This is a genomic window from Paenibacillus sp. CR_12, from assembly GCF_041953985.1.
Taxonomy (GTDB): Bacteria; Bacillota; Bacilli; order Paenibacillales; family Paenibacillaceae; genus Paenibacillus_AQ; species Paenibacillus_AQ lautus_A.
In genome coordinates this window covers 23,330-39,648 of the sequence record NZ_JAVFHO010000004.1, presented here as the reverse complement: position 1 = coordinate 39,648, position 16,319 = coordinate 23,330, and the positions used below count along the sequence as shown (strand labels likewise).

Below are 16,319 nucleotides of genomic sequence, written 5' to 3'. Positions count from 1 at the left end.
GGAAGGAGATACACACATATGGCAAAAAAAGCGAAGATCACCTTGGAAAACGGCAAAGAGGTTGTGCTCGACCTGTTCGAGAACGATGCACCGAACACGGTAGCTAATTTTGAGAAATTGGCCAACTCCGGCTTCTATAACGGTCTGGTATTTCACCGCGTAATTCCTGGATTCGTCGCTCAAGGCGGATGTCCGCAGGGAACGGGGACCGGCGGACCGGGTTATACCATTAATTGCGAGATCAATCCTAACAAGCACGAGCGCGGAAGCTTGGCCATGGCGCATGCCGGCCGTAACACCGGCGGAAGCCAGTTCTACGTGTGCTACGAGCCGCAGCCTCATTTGGACGGACAACATACCGTATTTGGCAAAGTCGTTGAAGGCATGGAGTATGTGGATGCATTCAAAGGCCGCGACAAAATGGAAAAAGTAGAAGTGTACGAAGCATAATACATTCAGCTTCATGCAAAAACAGGCTCACCCTCAGAGGTGAGCCTGTTTTTTATGGCCGCCGCAAAGGGCGGATTACGCAGGGGCTGGGAACAATCGGCGGAGTTCTTCGGGGACGGGCCGGCTTTTACGTGAGTTTACATCCATCGCCACGCTGGTAACGATGGCATCCGCGCAAAGCTCATGCTGTTCGTTGTATATCCGCTGGGCCATGACGTAACTCGTGCGGCCCATGGATTCGGGTTCCGTCACGACGGTCAGCCGTTCGCCTTGGCCGCACTCCTTGCGGTAATTGATATTAATATTGACGGTAACGGTCTGGACCCCGAGCCGTTTCAGCACATCATACCGCAGATCTCCCGCTTCGTACCATTCCTCCCGGCCCCACTCCAGGTATTCGAGGTATTTTGCATTGTTTACATGACCGTTGACGTCGATCTCCGTGGGACGGACGATAATGTCCAGCGAAGTTTTCATCGTGGCTCGCTCCTTTTCAACTGCTACTTATCTCCTTGCTACCCTACTTAACTGTTCTCCCTTCGGGAAGCATTCTCCTTCAAAAATCCATGCTAATGACAGCATTAAAGTTATTCGCTTTAAAAAAGTTAGTTGTTTTTTCTTGCAATTTTCAAAAGGGGGTGATAAGATTCTTCATAAGATCAAACAATTTCATAGGTTTAATCCTTCGGGGCAGGGTGAAATTCCCTACCGGCGGTGATGAACGCAGTTATTGAGCTTATCGAAGCAGAGTGCTGCGTCTTAGTCCGTGACCCGGATATGAATGTGACGTTACACATCGTATGCGGTGGACCTGGTGCAAATCCGGGACCGACAGTATAGTCTGGATGGGAGAAGGAGTGAGAGGCACATAAGCAGCACATGTTATTGTGTCTTTGCGCACAGCGTGACATGCGTTATGTGCAGGTTTTCACATGCAATTCAAAGCTGTGACGGCGTTTTTTTTTGGTGTCGCCCGTTACGGATTTGGGTCGCTTGTTATACGCGAAATCTGCATTCATGACGGTTATTTATCGTGTCAATGATTAACTTCCATCAAGCCCTGTTAAGGATTCTTCGGAATCTTTGGCCGGGCTTTTTTGTATGAACGTTGGGAAAGGGGCATGTTTAGCATGGATATCGTCAACGATGAATTCTATATGTCACTTGCGCTGGATCTGGCTGAACGTGCGCAGGGCCAAACCGGGATCAACCCGGTAGTCGGCTGCGTCGTCGTTAAGGATGGCGCTCTCGCCGGGGTGGGCACGCATCTGGAGCGGGGAACGCCGCATGCCGAGGTTCATGCCCTGAATATGGCCGGGCCGAAAGCGGCAGGCAGTACCGTGTACGTGACATTGGAGCCCTGCAGTCACTACGGCGCTACGCCGCCTTGCAGCGAGAGGCTTATCGCCGAGGGCGTTCGGCGGGTGGTTGTGGCCTGCGAGGACCCGAATCCCCTCGTGGCGGGCAGAGGGATTCAGATGCTGCGCGCAGCGGGAATCGAGGTTGAAACGGGTATCCTTAAAGATCGCGCTCTTCGCCTGAACGAAGCCTTTATTAAATTCATTACGACGGGCCGGCCCTTCGTCACGTTAAAGACGGCGAGCACGCTGGACGGCAAGATCGCTTCGAAAACCGGGAACAGCAAGTGGATCTCCAATGAAAAATCCCGGGAGCTTGTGCATACGCTGCGCCATCGCCATCAAGGCATCATGGTCGGCGTGTCTACGGTTATCGCGGATAACCCGAGCCTGACGACCCGGCTTGGCGTTGAGGGGCTCCACCCGGTCAGGATCATCGTGGATTCGAGCCTGAGGATACCGCTCGACAGCCATGTCGTGTCAGACGGATTGGCGCCCACCTGGATCTTGACGACGGAGCAGGCGGATGTTACGAAGCGGTCCGAGTTGGAAGAGCTTGGTGCTCAGGTCATCCCCTGCGGACCTGGACCGCGGGTGGATCTAAAGGGAGCGCTGCTGCAACTGGGACAAAAGGGGGTCGCCTCGATATTGCTGGAAGGCGGCGGTACGCTTAATGGCTCGATGCTGGAGCAGAAGCTGGTGGACCGGCTCATCCAGTTTATCGCCCCCAAAATCATCGGCGGGTATGATGCGCCGGGAAATTACATGTTCAGCGGTTATGAACAGATGAACCAAGCGATTTCGCTGACAGGACTTGAGACTGAAAGACTGGGCGACAATATCTACGTCACCGGCATTCCGGTCTGGAAATAAGGAGCGAGAAAGGAGGGAAGCCTGTGTTTACTGGATTGGTCGAGGAGATCGGCGAGATGCGGCGTATCGGGCGCCAAGGGGAGGCCATGCTGCTGAGCATTTCCGCTAACCGGATTATGGACGATCTGAAGCTGGGCGACAGCGTATCCGTAAATGGCGTCTGCTTGACGGCTACAGCGATCGACAAGGGCGTATTTACGGTTGACGTTATGCCGGAAACCTATAGAAACACGAATCTCAAGGAGCTGCAGCCGGGCGGGAAGGTTAATTTGGAACGGGCGATGGCAGCCGGAGGGAGATTCGGAGGCCATATCGTTCAGGGACACGTGGATGGCATCGGCGTCATTCGGAGCGTAAAGTCCGATCAGAACGCAGTGGTATACGAGATTTCGCCCGCGAATGGGGACGTATTCAAATATATCATTCCGAAAGGCTCGGTCACGCTGGATGGAATCAGCTTGACCGTTGTCAAAACGACGGATTCCTCCTTTACGGTGTCCATCATTCCCCATACGCTGGCGGAGACGGTGCTCGCTTATAAAAAAGCGGGCGACACGATTAATATCGAATGCGACATTTTGGGGAAATATGTAGATCACCTGCTGCATTACGGTTCGGAAGGCGCAGGAAGCAGAAGCGGCACGAAATCGGGGATCAGCAGGGATTACCTGGCCGAGCATGGCTTTGCCTAAGCCGTTTCTTGCATATAGAGATATCTCCATGAGAAGAAGGAGGAATAGGGATGGATGAGCGCTTTTCATTTCATACGATCGAAGAGGCATTATCAGATTTGAAGGAAGGCAAGGTCGTCATCGTTGTTGACGACGAGGACCGCGAGAATGAAGGCGACTTTATCGCATTAGCGGATAAAGCTACCCCCGAGGTCATCAATTTCATGATCACCGAAGGCCGCGGGCTGGTCTGTTTGCCAATGACGCAGACTAGGGCTCAGGAACTCGATCTCAAACCGATGGTGACGCAAAACACGGACTATCATGGAACGGCCTTTACGGTCTCCATTGACCATAAGGACACCACGACGGGCATATCCGCCTATGAACGTTCCATAACCGTCAACGGCATCTTGGATCCAAATGCATCGGCCGCCGATTTTCGAAGACCGGGCCATATGTTTCCGCTGATTGCCAAAGACGGCGGCGTTCTTCGCCGGGCAGGACATACGGAGGCGGCTGTCGATCTAGCCCGCCTGAGCGGCTCCTATCCGGCAGGCGTCATCTGCGAGGTGATCAAGGAAGACGGCACGATGGCAAGGCTTCCAGACCTGGTGGAGATCGCGAAAAAGCATGATCTGAAGCTGATCAGCATCAAGGATCTGATCCATTACCGCAACGAAAAAGAAAAGCTCGTGCAGCGCGAAGTGGCCGTGCGGATGCCCACCGACTACGGCGTGTTCCAGGCCGTAGCTTATACCAATGACGTGGACAACAAAGAGCATGTCGCATTGGTAAAAGGGGAGATCGACCCGAGCGAGCCGGTTCTCGTCCGCGTGCATTCCGAGTGCCTGACAGGGGATGTGTTCCACTCCCATCGCTGCGACTGCGGTCCGCAATTCGAAGCGGCCCTCCGCCAGATCGATGAAGCAGGCAGAGGCGTGCTTCTCTATATGCGCCAGGAGGGACGGGGCATCGGTTTGATCAACAAGCTGAAAGCCTATAAGCTGCAGGAAGAAGGGCTCGACACCGTGGATGCGAACCTGAAGCTAGGCTTTGCGGCGGATCTGCGCGATTACGGCATCGGAGCCCAGATCCTGAAGGATTTGGGCGTAAGGAAGATCCGCCTGCTGACAAACAATCCGCGTAAAATCAAGGGTCTCGAAGGTTACGGCCTGGAGGTCGTGGAGCGCGTCCCGATTCAAATGCCGGAGAACGAGGATAATACGGGCTACCTGCACACCAAGCAAGCGAAGCTCGGTCATATGCTGAAGTTCAATGATATCGAGCAGAACGAGAGCGCTAACTAATCAGCAACCAATAAAAGGTCAATCATGTAGGAGGTTTGCCTCATGGAATGACCCAGCGAAGAGGGCGGAATGCTGCTGGAGAAGCGCCAGCGGTCGCCTTTAACTCCTGATTTCCACCTTGAATAAATAGTTCATGAAATCGGGAGTTAACAGCGATCGGAAGCAGCAGCCGTCAGCGCAGCGGGCAATAACATCGATGTCATCCCAAATCCATGTTTGACCTTATATAAACTCCAACCCGAAAGGAAGTCATCCAACATGGCAACAATATTTGAAGGTCATTTAGTATCCGAAGGTTTGAAATACGGCATCGTAGTAGGTCGTTTCAACGAATTCATCACCAGCAAGCTGCTTGGCGGCGCACTGGACGCCTTGAAGCGTCACGGCGCACAGGACAACGAAATCGACGTCGCTTGGGTGCCGGGGGCGTTTGAAATTCCGCTCATCGCCCAAAAGATGGCAGAAAGCGGCAAATACGATGCGATCATCACCCTGGGAACCGTCATTCGCGGCTCCACCACGCACTATGATTATGTGTGCAACGAAGTGGCCAAGGGGGTGTCCGCCATTAACCTGAAGACCGGCGTGCCAACGATTTTCGGCGTCGTCACGACGGAGAACATCGAACAGGCCGTCGAACGTGCGGGAACGAAGGCAGGCAATAAAGGCTGGGATTCCGCCATGGCGGCCATTGAAATGGCGAACTTGACGAAAAGCCTAAAATAGTGCTTATTTAATGTAGTGCTCTTTTTATAGGGCACTGCATTTTATTTTTGGCGGGAGGATTCACCGTGACCGTATTATACAAGCTGGAAACGTTTGAAGGACCGCTCGATCTGCTGCTGCACTTGATTGATAAAGCGGAAATCGACATCCAGGATATTCCCGTCAGCGAGATTACCGAACAATACATGGCCTATTTGCACAACATGCAGGAGCTGGAGCTGGAAATTACGAGCGAATTTCTGGTGATGGCTGCAACGCTGCTGTCTATAAAGAGCAAGCTATTGCTTCCGAAGCCTCCGGTTATCGAAATGGACGAGTTCGATTTTTTTGAAGAGGATGACATGGATCCGAGAGCGGAACTCATCGCGAAGTTGATCGAATACCGCAAGTACAAAGGAATCGCCCGACATCTGCATGAGAAGGAATGGGAACGCAGCATGATTTACTCCAAGGAAGCGGAGGACCTGACTCCTTACATGCCGGAAGTGGAAGAGAACCCGGTGCAGGGATTACATATCTCGGATTTGATCGCAGCTTTTCAAAAAGCGTTAAGAAAAGCCGTCAAACGGACATCGTATGCCCGCATCCAGCGGGATGAAATATCGGTTAAGGACCGGATCCGGCAGGTGATGGACGCTCTGGAGCAAGTCGGGCCGGGAGGCCGGATTCTGTTCTCCAAGCTGCTGCACGAGGAGATGGAGCGCCATGAAATCGTGGTGACCTTTCTGGCTATCTTGGAGCTGATGAAGATGAAGCAAATCCTGTGCTACCAAGAGAAATTGTTTGAAGATATCGTCATGGAGTGGAGAGGGGAAGAACGCATTGATGGATTATCCGAAGCTGAAATCGATTATTGAGGGGCTTCTGTTCTTGGCGGGAGAAGAGGGCTTGTCGGTAAAGCAAATTGCTGAAATCACCGAGCAATCGGATGGCCTCGTTGGCGAAGCGCTGGAGGATATGAAGGAAGAATGGGAGCGATATGAACGGGGAATTCAGATCGTGCAGATTGCGGGTAGCTACAAAATCGCGACGCTGGCCGAGCACGCCCCGTATTTCGAACGTCTGGCGTATTCGCCTTCCCGCTCCTCATTGTCGCAAGCCGCGCTCGAGACGCTTTCCATCGTGGCCTATCGGCAGCCGATTACGCGGGTGGAGATTGAAGACATTCGCGGCGTCAAGTCCGAAAGAGCCATCCATACGCTGGTAAGCAAAGGGTTGATCGAAGAAGTCGGACGCGCGGAGGCGATTGGCAGACCGATTTTGTATGGAACGACCAAATCGTTTCTGGATTATTTCGGACTTGCTAACATCAAGGATTTGCCGGAGCCGTCGCAATTCGAGGACAACGATCATCTTGAAGAGGAAACCCAGCTGCTGTTCGACAAGCTTGACGGACAACAGCTTACGTTTGATGATGTGGAGGAAAGCTAGCCACAATATATTGTATAATGCTTCATTTGAGAAATGGGTCCTGAGCGTGGATAATCCGCGTCCGGGACCTTTTTTTGTCGTTCCGGCATATGAAAGCAGAGGATCGGAGCAGTTTCGCATCATTTGGAGACCCTTTTGCCATACTAAGCCAAGCGGATTACATTTTACTAAGTTCGTTTTGGGGGTTACTTCGTGAGGATATGGATCTTTCTTGCGGTCGGTCTGGTCGTTCTCCTTATCGTATTGCTGATCGTTGTACTGAGCTCGAAGGTCACGATTAAGCTGGATGTGGTTCTAAGAAAAAATGAATATAAAGTATTGGCGGAAATGAAGATGCTCTTTGGATGGATCATACGCAGGTATGAAGTCCCCTTTCACCTGGCGAACGGTGGCATTGAATTTAAACCGGAGAACCGGGAGGGGCAAGGGAAACCCGATTCGGATGAAACCAAGGCTCCTTCCAGCAGAACGATACGCTTTAAGGACTACGGACGGGCACTGCTTTCAACAAAGGGTTTTAAAAAATGGGTCAAACAAACGATGGCGGCCGTTCATCTCATGGATGTGCGCTGGTCAACCCGGATTGCCTTGGAGCATGCGGCCGATACCGCGGTTGCAACCGGATTGCTTCATGCTGTTAAGCATACCATTATGGGTTGGATGTCGTACCGGCTGATTATGGATGAGCTGCCGGAAATCCAGGTGGTACCGGTCTTTAACGGTCCGCCGCAAATTTCCACAGAGCTTTGCTGCATAGCGAAAATCTCCTGCGGAAAAGCTATGTATGCTGGACTGGTACTTATAGTTCGCGTGTTAAAGGTGAAAGGAGGAGTTAGATCATGGCAGAACACCCTATTCAAGGCTTGATGCAAACGGCTATGGAGAACATCAAGGGAATGGTGGACGTGAATACGATCGTAGGCGACCCCGTGAATACACCTGACGGCAGCGTCATTTTGCCAATCAGTAAGGTGGCGTTTGGTTTCGCAGCGGGCGGGAGCGACTACAACGTTGAAGCCGGCGGCACACACCATAATACCGCTAACGGGACGCATACCGACCATAATGCCCTACCTTTTGGCGGCGGCAGCGGCGGCGGCGTGTCCATCCGGCCCATAGCTTTCCTGGTCGTGGGTAAAGAAGGCGTGCACATCGTTCCGCTGGACAACCAGACACATCTGTTTGAACGGATTATCGATGCGACCCCGTATTTACTTGATCAAATCCAGTCGATGTTTCAATCGGGAAGCAATGCCGCAGGCAGCACGACGCCTCCCCCGGCATACTGATTGAAGCGGGCAGATCCCTTTCGTTCATAACGGAAGGGATTTTTGCTGCAATGAAATGGACATACCTTCAGCGAGGACGACATATACTTGTACAAGATTTCTGAACACCGGAGGATAAAATGATGAAAATGAAATGGACGAACCGCAAGTCTATGTTATCCATGTTGATCGCCATATGCTGCTTGCTGGTTACGGCTGTCCCTGTACACGCAGATCACGAGCAAGGCCCGTCCAATCATGCACAGGCAGCTGCGCTGATTGACGTGACGTCCGGGAGAATGCTGTACAGCAAGAACGGGGACGAGCGTTTAAGAATCGCCAGCTTGACCAAGATTATGACCGCCATCGTGGCCATTGAACACGGCAAGCTGGATGATCGCGTCAAAGTCTCCAAGAATGCTTTTGCCAAAGAGGGCTCCTCGATCTTCCTGAGGCTTGGAGAGGAGATGACCCTTGAGAATCTGCTGTACGGCTTGATGCTGCGCTCCGGCAACGATGCCGCCACGGCCATTGCGGAGCATGTCGGCGGTACGGAAGAAGGCTTTGTGTTATTGATGAACGAGAAGGCCGCCTCGCTCGGCATGACGAATTCGCATTTTATGAATCCGCATGGACTGGATCACGACGAGCATTACTCGTCAGCGCATGACGTAGCCAAACTGACGGCATATGCCCTCAAGAATCCGGTCTTTAGCGAGATCGTCAAAACCCCTACCAAGAAAGCGCCCAACCCGAATGAAGCGTGGGACTACAAATGGGACAACAAAAACAAAATGCTGCGCTTCTACGAAGGGGCGGACGGCGTCAAAACGGGTTACACCAAAAAAGCATTCCGCTGCCTGGTGAGCTCCGCTACTCGTAACGGCCAGCAAATCGCAGCGGTAACGCTGAATGACGGCAACGATTGGAACGACCATTCCAACATGCTGGATTACGGCTTTGCTCATTTTCCACTGAAAAAGGTCACGGAAAAGGGACAGAAAATCCAGGGCTATCCGCTCGTCACGGGCAGTTCCTTCACTTATGCGTTCGCGCATGATGAGGAAGCGCGCCTGGTGAAGAGACTGGTCCTGCATAAAGCAAGCACGCCCGACTTGTCTTTTGGGCTGCGGGGGCATATTGAGCTGCTGCTCGATAATGTCAGCATCGGCAAGGTTCCGGTCTACGCGGAAGGAAGCAAACTTCCTGAAGTCCCAGAGGCCTTGCAAAAGTCCAGGAGCGCTCTGGGACCTGTCGGTTCCTTGTCGCTTTGGCAGTCTGCAGGAGAAGTGCTTCGGCATCTGTTCAGGGGCGCACATAACTAGCCTTCGCTAAAGAATCGTGTATTCTCTTAACAGCGGGGCAGCAAAACGGGGGCGAAGAGATGATCAATTTGATTTGGATGGGGATGCTTGTGATCGGGTTTGGTTTTGCGGCCGTCAACGGGAACATCGACAGCGTCACGAAAGCCGCATTCGACGGAGCCCAAACGGGCGTTACCGTCTCCTTCGGTCTTATCAGCATACTGGTATTCTGGCTTGGCATGATGCGGCTCGCAGAGGACGCGGGTCTGCTGAAAAAAGTGGCCAGGCTGCTGGGGCCGGTTGTCCGCTTCCTGTTCCCGGATGTACCGAAAAACCATCCCGCAATGGGATACATATTGTCCAATATGAGCGCGAATTTGTTCGGTCTGGGCAATGCGGCGACTCCGATGGGAATCAAAGCGATGCAGGAGCTTCAGAAATTGAATCCGGATAAGGAAACGGCGTCTGCCGCGATGTGCACGCTCCTGGCGTTAAACACGGCCAGCATTACGCTGATACCGACAACGCTGATCGCGATCCGGCTTAATTATGAATCTGCCAATCCTTCGGAAATCGTCGGAACCACGCTATTGGCCACTGCGATTGCTACGGCCGCAGCTATTATCGCCGACCGTTGGTATCGCAGACGAACGATGCGCCGCCAGAAGCCGCCCGGAATCGGTACAGGCCTGAACCCGGACGTGAAGGGGTGATGAGTCTTGCTGTCTTGGATTAATATCGTTTCCGCCTGGTCAATACCCATTATTATCGCATTTATTCCTCTTTATGCTTATACGCGCAAAGTGCGCGTATACGAATCGTTTGTGGACGGAGCCAAGGACGGCTTCTCCACGGCGATCGGAATCATTCCGCATTTGGTCGGCATGATGGTAGCCATAAGCGTATTCCGCTCTTCCGGCGCCCTGGAGTTTTTTGTCGGTTGGACGGGCCCTTTTCTGCAATCGCTCGGCGTACCGAGCGAGATACTGCCTTTGGGAATATTACGGCCGCTGACAGGTACGGGCTCCCTCGCTTACACAACGGAGCTGATCCGCGCATACGGACCGGATTCGATGATCGGCCGAATCGCTTCGACCATACAGGGAAGCACGGACACAACCTTGTACGTGTTGACCGTCTATTTTGGCGCCGTGGGCATCCGCAATGGCCGCTATGCGTTGAAGGTCGGACTGTTCTCCGATTTGGTCGGGTTTATTGCGGCGATTGCCGTCTGCTTGCTGGTGTTCGGTTAATTGATTTCATGGACGACTGTCAGAAAGCCAAAAGCAAGGCATATAGTAAGAAGGTGCGTTTTTTCAATGTAACAGGACGTATGCCTATACCCTTGATTCCGCCATGTCATATACTGCTGCAATCACAATTTGTAGTAGGGGTGATGGAATGGAAATCGAGGGTTTTGTTATTCATCATACCGTGTGCGCGCAGGAACCGCGAAACTGGGATTTTAAGATCCATCCGGACGGCTCCGTGTCCGCTTCTTCCGTGCTGGTCCAACCGGGACAGATCCACATCTGTCTGGAAGGCGACTTCAATGCCAGCTACGAGTCGATGACGCTGGACCAGAAAACGCAGCTGTTTACCGCCAGCAAAATCATTTTGGAGCTGTCCAGACTCCATGATATTTCCCCGCTGTACTTATTTCCCCACTCCGACTCCTGCCCAGGGGCACATTTTCCATGGAACGCGCTTGTGATTTATCCTGTCGATGGTTATCATTAGGAATGAGGTGACCTAACGAACATGGAGAGATTACAGAAAATTATGGCACAGGCCGGAGTCGCTTCCCGCCGCAAGTGCGAGGAATTGATTCTTGAAGGCAAGGTGCAGGTAAACGGGGAGACCGTTACCGAGCTCGGCACGAAGGCCGATCCAGCCCAGGATATCATTACGGTTTCAGGCAAACCGATTAAGAATGAGAAAAAGGTATATGTCATGCTGAATAAGCCGAAGGGAGTCATTACAAGCGCTTCTGATCCCGAAGGCCGTAAAATTGTATCGGATTATCTCAAAGGCATTAAAGAGCGGGTATACCCGATTGGACGTTTGGATTACGATACGGAGGGGCTTTTGCTCCTGACCAACGACGGGGAGTTTGCCAATCTGCTCAGCCACCCCAAATACCATGTGCCCAAGACATATTTGGCTACCGTGAAAGGGGTGCCCCACGGCACCGAGCTGGACAAGCTTCGACGAGGGATTATGCTGGAGGACGGAATGACGTCTCCTGCGGAAGTGGAATATAAGGACGTGGATCCGGACAATAAACAATCCGTTATTTCGATCACGATTCATGAAGGCCGCAACCGTCAAGTGAGAAGGATGTTCGAAGCGATTTCCCATCCGGTATTGAGATTGAAGCGGATATCTTACGGGGATCTGCTGCTGCAAAATTTAAAGCGGGGCCTGTACCGCCATTTGACGGCGGACGAAATCAACCAGCTCCTGCAAATGGCGAAAGCCGCAAAGCCGGGCGGGAAACCGAAGAAAAAACGTTAAACCCGACACATAATATTCAAAATGGCGAGCGGCGTTTATGACAAATTTCGTTATAATTGTTCATAGGATGTTCACACCCGTAGTATGCGATATGATGAATGTCATAGAAAGGAAGCTGCTGCTTTATGGGCAAATCTAAGAAAAGCGTACAGATTGTTATTCTGCTTGCCATCATCCTGATCGGAGTGTACGCCGTTGCAACCGTTGTATTCGGCTCTGATGAGGTTCCCAAAGTAGGGCAAAAGGCAGCGGATTTCGAACTTCTAGGCATGGATGGCAACGTACATACCATGAGTGAATACGAAGGCAAGGCCAGGGTTATTAATTTCTGGGGCACCTACTGTCCGCCGTGCGTTCGGGAAATGCCGGCACTTCAAGCCCAGTGGGAAAAATGGAGCAGCCAGGGCGTTGAGATCATCGGAATCAATGTGGGCGAAAACAAAATGACCGTAGAGAATTTTGTTGCTCAAACCGGCGTGAAATTCCCCATCCTGATGGATCCCAAGCGGAACGCTGTTGCCAGCTTCGGGGTTGGGCCGATGCCGACCACCTTTTTTGTTACGGCCTCCGGCAAGATTGACCATATTCGCATAGGCGAACTGGATTTGAACACCCTTGACAAACAAATTGAACAGTTGGTGAATGCGAAATGAGTCAAGGTTCCAAGCCTTTGATCCAGAATACGAAGTGTGATTGTGGACACCAGAATCCAACGGGGACGGTCCTCTGCGAGGCTTGCGGCAAGCCGCTGACCGAGGAAGCGGAGGCCCAGCCGATTCTGGAAATGCGGTATGACGGCGTTGCCCGTCGATCGCAGAAAGAAAATCCCGGTATTATCGATCGGGTATGGAATTTCTTCTCTTCGGTAAAAGTAGCAATATATCTCATATTGCTAACCTTGATCGGCTCCTCGCTGGGGACCATCTTTCCGCAGGAGAGCACATTCCTTAACATTGACCCCTCTGTCTACTACAAAGAGGAGTACGGACAGCTGGGGCATATTTATTACTTGCTCGGGCTGTCACATACATATACGTCTTGGTGGTTCGTTCTGCTGCTCGTCATGATCGGCGCATCGCTTGTCATTTGCAGTCTTGACCGTGTCCTGCCGCTCTACAAAGCGCTCAGCAGACAACGGATTCCGAAGCATATGTCCTTCCTTACCCGACAGAAGGTGGTATACCAAGGACAAGTCCAAGAGGACGGGGCCGACTGGGTTGAGCGGATTAAACCGGTCATTAAGAAAAAGGGCTATCGCGTTCGAACGGACGGCGGGACGCTTCTGGCCGAGAAGCAGCGGTTCAGCCGCTGGGGCCCCTATGTTCTTCACATCGGCCTGATTATCTTCCTTCTTGCTGTTTTGGGACGGAACCTGCCGGGACTGCATATGGACGAGCATATGGCCTTTCCTCAGGATGAGCCGGTGCACATCAAGAACACCAGCTACTATTTATTGAACGACGGCTTTAAGGTTGAATTCTATACCGAAGACGATATGCCCGAAGAATTCAAAGGCAAGAACAAGGTGCTGCCGAAGGAATTCCAAACCCAGGCCATCCTGTATATGTGCGAGGCCAATTGCGATGATCTCGATAAAGAGCCCCAGCTCGTGGAATTGACGCGCCATAACATCGAGGTGAACCATCCGCTCAATTACAAAGGGTTAAAGGCTTATCAATTCGATTATGATCTGACCCCGATTCTCCGTACGGTTTCGCCGGTGCTGATTGACAGCAAGAGCGGTAAGGAATACGGCAAAATCACGCTGTCCATCAACGATCCCCAAAGAGAGTATCAGGCAGGGGAATATACGTTAACGCTTACACAGTCCTTCACCGATTTTGGGCTGGGCGATAACGGCAAGCCGGTCAACCTGTCACCTAACCCGAATGCGCCTGCATTCTTATTTCTGATTAAGGGACCTGATCTGCCGAAGGAAGGCGTTCAGTACTTCTACTTCCCTAAACAGATCGATAAGGAACGCTTCAATCAGGAAGCGATCAATGCGCAGTTGGCGGGTGGCGAGGCACTCGTAAAACTGGATGTGCTCAGCATGGACGATGTGGACTTTTCGGAATCGACGACTTATCTGAATATTCGTGTGGATAAAGCCATGCCGTTCATTTGGGTTGGTTGTTTCATTGGTATGATCGGCCTGGTCATGGGCTTTTATTTCACCCATCGCCGGATCTGGCTGCGTATTGATAACGGAACGCTGACGCTGGGCGCGCATACGAACAAGAACTGGTTTGGACTTCGCAAGGAGATCTCCGGAATCCTCAAGCAAATGAATATCGAAGTCGATGAAAAGTCATTGGAGAATAACAGGGGGACTAAGCATGAATCTAATTGATTTCAGCGGCGACGCATTTATCGTTGCCTTTACCTTATACTGCGTGGCATTTATCATGTACGCACTTGCCGTCATGGGACGCCGGTTCCGCAAACGCGACCCGGAAGCCCATTTGGCGAAGTGGGGCAAGATCGCATTTGTTACGACAACGATCGGTTTGATCGGACACTTGCTGTACTTCTTTACTAGATGGGCGGGCTCGGGGCATGTGCCGGTCAGCAATATGTATGAGTTCATGTCCTTCTTGTCGATGGCAATCATGATTGCCTTCCTCGTACTTTATTTTATCTACAAAAAATCGCTGCTCGGATTGTTTGCACTGCCGCTGGCAATCCTGATCATGGCCTATGCCGCCGTGTTCCCGCAGCAGGTGCAGCCGCTCATTCCTTCGCTTCAGTCCTATTGGCTGGGTATCCACGTTACATTGGCGGCACTGGGGGATGCGTTTTTTGCGGTCGGCTTTATTGCCGGCTTGATGCATCTGCTCCGGACCGTTAACTTTGGCGGAACGGACAAGGGCTCGCGCAGGGAACAGCGCTGGCTTGAGCTCGTCATGTTTGCCATCGTGGTGCTGCTCGGATTTATTTTGTCGGTGTACAGCTTCCGTGCAGGCGGTTATCAGGCGGAGTTTAACCAGACATTGGTTGACCCGAAGACAGAAAATAGTACAATAGTAAAAGTGGAATATAACATGCCCCCGCTAATCGCGCCTTACCAGAGCGAGACCGAGAGCATGCAGTCCTTCTTGGGCATGAAATCGCCGCTCATGGAAGCTCCGTCCTGGATGCACGGCGTGAATGCAGGACGTAAGCTGAATACGGTGGTATGGTCGCTGGTCACCGGGTTGATCCTTTACGGATTGCTCCGCCTGATCCTGCGCAAACCGCTGGCTAAATTCATTCAGCCCGCACTCCATCGACTGGATCCGGATGATCTGGACGAAATCAGTTATCGAGCCATCGCGATCGGCTTCCCTGTATTTACGCTTGGCGGTCTCATCTTCGCCATGATCTGGGCAGAGATCGCATGGGGCCGGTTCTGGGGCTGGGATCCGAAGGAAGTATGGGCGCTTATTACTTGGTTGTTCTACAGCGTGTACCTTCATCTCCGGCTATCGCGCGGCTGGCAGGGCAAATATTCGTCCTGGCTGTCCGTTATCGGCTTTATCGTGGTCATGTTCACGCTGGTCGGCGTCAACTTGATTATCGCGGGTCTGCATTCCTATGCAGGCACCGACTAATGGCAATTGAATAGATGTGAATTAACAATCAGAAGGGCCCTTTCTTAATCAAGAGGGCCACTTCTGATTTTCCCTATAAAAACGAAGGAGTTGGCTGCCAATGTCTGAGCACGGAAATCGCATTCTTGTTGTTGATGATGAAGAACGGATTCGCCGTTTGTTGAAAATGTATCTGGAGAAGGAAGGATATGAAATCGAGGAGGCGGAGGATGGGGAGACCGCTCTTCGCAAAGCAAGCTCGGAGGATTACGGGCTCGTTATTCTGGATGTCATGCTGCCCGGCATGGACGGCGTTGAAGTATGCACCCGCCTTCGTCAGGTAAAGTCTACGCCGATCCTGATGCTGACCGCCAAAGGCGAGGAGATTAACCGGGTCCAGGGATTCGAGGTGGGCGCCGACGATTATGTGGTGAAACCGTTCAGTCCTCGCGAGGTGATCTATCGCGTTAAAGCCATATTGCGCCGTTCGTCCGCCACGGCTTATCTTAGCAAGGAGCCGAATCCAAGCAACAGCATCGTATTCCCTCATTTGATCATTGAACACGATGCCCACCGCGTGACGGCCGGCGGGCATGAAATCAGCCTGACGCCGAAGGAGTACGAACTTCTGCACTATTTGGCCTCGTCCCCGGACAAAGTGTTCTCGCGGGAAGAGCTGCTGAAGGATGTTTGGAATTACGAGTTTTTTGGCGATCTTCGCACGGTCGATACCCATGTGAAGCGTCTGCGCGAAAAATTGAATAAGGTATCCACGGAGTCCGCAGCGATGATTACGACCGTATGGGGAGTAGGCTACAAGCTGGAGGTACCGAAGTAAC

At 52.1% G+C, this 16,319-nt stretch carries 19 protein-coding genes and 1 riboswitch; of the genes, 18 read left to right on the top strand and 1 reads right to left on the bottom strand.

The window, feature by feature from the left end:
• Nucleotides 1-18: 18 nt before the first annotated feature.
• Nucleotides 19-450 (top strand): peptidylprolyl isomerase, encoded by a 432-nt coding sequence (locus tag RB297_RS15805; RefSeq protein WP_009595227.1) that lies wholly within the window; start codon nt 19-21, stop codon nt 448-450.
• Between the two features lie 75 nt (nt 451-525).
• Here the strand turns inward: RB297_RS15805 and RB297_RS15800 are convergent, their stop codons facing one another.
• The gene (locus RB297_RS15800) at nt 526-927 is read right to left on the bottom strand and encodes an acyl-CoA thioesterase (RefSeq protein ID WP_009595168.1); all 402 of its coding nucleotides are present in this window, start codon (nt 925-927) and stop codon (nt 526-528) included.
• A gap of 200 nt (nt 928-1,127) precedes the next feature.
• Nucleotides 1,128-1,311, top strand: a riboswitch (FMN riboswitch).
• A 269-nt stretch (nt 1,312-1,580) separates the two neighbouring features.
• On the opposite strand from RB297_RS15800, the gene ribD reads away from it, so the two are divergent.
• From ribD to RB297_RS15715, 17 genes are all read left to right on the top strand, one after another.
• Complete coding sequence (ribD, locus tag RB297_RS15795; RefSeq protein ID WP_375120928.1) at nt 1,581-2,681, top strand: bifunctional diaminohydroxyphosphoribosylaminopyrimidine deaminase/5-amino-6-(5-phosphoribosylamino)uracil reductase RibD; 1,101 nt, start codon at nt 1,581-1,583, stop codon at nt 2,679-2,681.
• Nucleotides 2,682-2,704: 23 nt separating this feature from the next.
• Entirely contained in the window at nt 2,705-3,373 is a 669-nt protein-coding gene (gene ribE / locus RB297_RS15790; protein ID WP_096773258.1) for a riboflavin synthase, read from the top strand.
• A gap of 50 nt (nt 3,374-3,423) precedes the next feature.
• The gene (locus RB297_RS15785; protein WP_015734493.1) at nt 3,424-4,662 is read left to right on the top strand and encodes a bifunctional 3,4-dihydroxy-2-butanone-4-phosphate synthase/GTP cyclohydrolase II; all 1,239 of its coding nucleotides are present in this window, start codon (nt 3,424-3,426) and stop codon (nt 4,660-4,662) included.
• A gap of 258 nt (nt 4,663-4,920) precedes the next feature.
• Nucleotides 4,921-5,388, top strand: a complete 468-nt coding sequence (gene ribH / locus RB297_RS15780; RefSeq protein WP_009595158.1) for a 6,7-dimethyl-8-ribityllumazine synthase — start codon at nt 4,921-4,923, stop codon at nt 5,386-5,388.
• A gap of 65 nt (nt 5,389-5,453) precedes the next feature.
• Nucleotides 5,454-6,245, top strand: a complete 792-nt coding sequence (locus RB297_RS15775; RefSeq protein ID WP_096773259.1) for a segregation and condensation protein A — start codon at nt 5,454-5,456, stop codon at nt 6,243-6,245.
• Nucleotides 6,214-6,819 carry an SMC-Scp complex subunit ScpB gene (gene scpB / locus RB297_RS15770; protein WP_090910937.1) on the top strand — a complete coding sequence of 202 codons (606 nt, stop codon included), beginning with the start codon at nt 6,214-6,216 and terminating at the stop codon, nt 6,817-6,819. Before RB297_RS15775 ends, scpB begins: the two co-directional genes overlap by 32 nt.
• A 192-nt stretch (nt 6,820-7,011) precedes the next feature.
• Nucleotides 7,012-7,686, top strand: a complete 675-nt coding sequence (locus RB297_RS15765) for a DUF2953 domain-containing protein (RefSeq protein ID WP_096773260.1) — start codon at nt 7,012-7,014, stop codon at nt 7,684-7,686.
• Nucleotides 7,659-8,108, top strand: a complete 450-nt coding sequence (ytfJ, locus tag RB297_RS15760; protein WP_009595256.1) for a GerW family sporulation protein — start codon at nt 7,659-7,661, stop codon at nt 8,106-8,108. Before RB297_RS15765 ends, ytfJ begins: the two co-directional genes overlap by 28 nt.
• A 119-nt stretch (nt 8,109-8,227) precedes the next feature.
• Nucleotides 8,228-9,412 (top strand): D-alanyl-D-alanine carboxypeptidase family protein, encoded by a 1,185-nt coding sequence (locus tag RB297_RS15755; protein ID WP_096773261.1) that lies wholly within the window; start codon nt 8,228-8,230, stop codon nt 9,410-9,412.
• Nucleotides 9,413-9,471: 59 nt separating this feature from the next.
• The gene (locus RB297_RS15750) at nt 9,472-10,104 is read left to right on the top strand and encodes a nucleoside recognition domain-containing protein (protein WP_096773262.1); all 633 of its coding nucleotides are present in this window, start codon (nt 9,472-9,474) and stop codon (nt 10,102-10,104) included.
• Between the two features lie 6 nt (nt 10,105-10,110).
• Nucleotides 10,111-10,644 (top strand): spore maturation protein, encoded by a 534-nt coding sequence (locus RB297_RS15745; RefSeq protein ID WP_096773263.1) that lies wholly within the window; start codon nt 10,111-10,113, stop codon nt 10,642-10,644.
• A 148-nt stretch (nt 10,645-10,792) separates the two neighbouring features.
• A complete protein-coding gene (locus tag RB297_RS15740; protein WP_015734500.1) occupies nt 10,793-11,131 on the top strand; it encodes a hypothetical protein in 339 nt (112 codons plus the stop codon).
• Nucleotides 11,132-11,152: 21 nt separating this feature from the next.
• On the top strand, nt 11,153-11,908 hold the full coding sequence (locus RB297_RS15735; RefSeq protein WP_096773265.1) for a pseudouridine synthase: 756 nt from the start codon (nt 11,153-11,155) through the stop codon (nt 11,906-11,908).
• Between the two features lie 125 nt (nt 11,909-12,033).
• Nucleotides 12,034-12,561, top strand: a complete 528-nt coding sequence (locus tag RB297_RS15730; RefSeq protein WP_009595122.1) for a redoxin domain-containing protein — start codon at nt 12,034-12,036, stop codon at nt 12,559-12,561.
• Nucleotides 12,558-14,261, top strand: a complete 1,704-nt coding sequence (locus RB297_RS15725; RefSeq protein ID WP_096773266.1) for a cytochrome c biogenesis protein ResB — start codon at nt 12,558-12,560, stop codon at nt 14,259-14,261. Before RB297_RS15730 ends, RB297_RS15725 begins: the two co-directional genes overlap by 4 nt.
• Nucleotides 14,248-15,501 carry a c-type cytochrome biogenesis protein CcsB gene (ccsB, locus tag RB297_RS15720; RefSeq protein WP_015734502.1) on the top strand — a complete coding sequence of 418 codons (1,254 nt, stop codon included), beginning with the start codon at nt 14,248-14,250 and terminating at the stop codon, nt 15,499-15,501. The genes RB297_RS15725 and ccsB overlap by 14 nt, the downstream gene beginning before the upstream one ends.
• 100 nt (nt 15,502-15,601) lie before the next feature.
• Nucleotides 15,602-16,318: a response regulator transcription factor gene (locus RB297_RS15715; RefSeq protein WP_036665717.1), complete on the top strand. Its 717-nt coding sequence runs from the start codon at nt 15,602-15,604 to the stop codon at nt 16,316-16,318.
• The last annotated feature ends 1 nt before the right edge of the window (nt 16,319 follow it).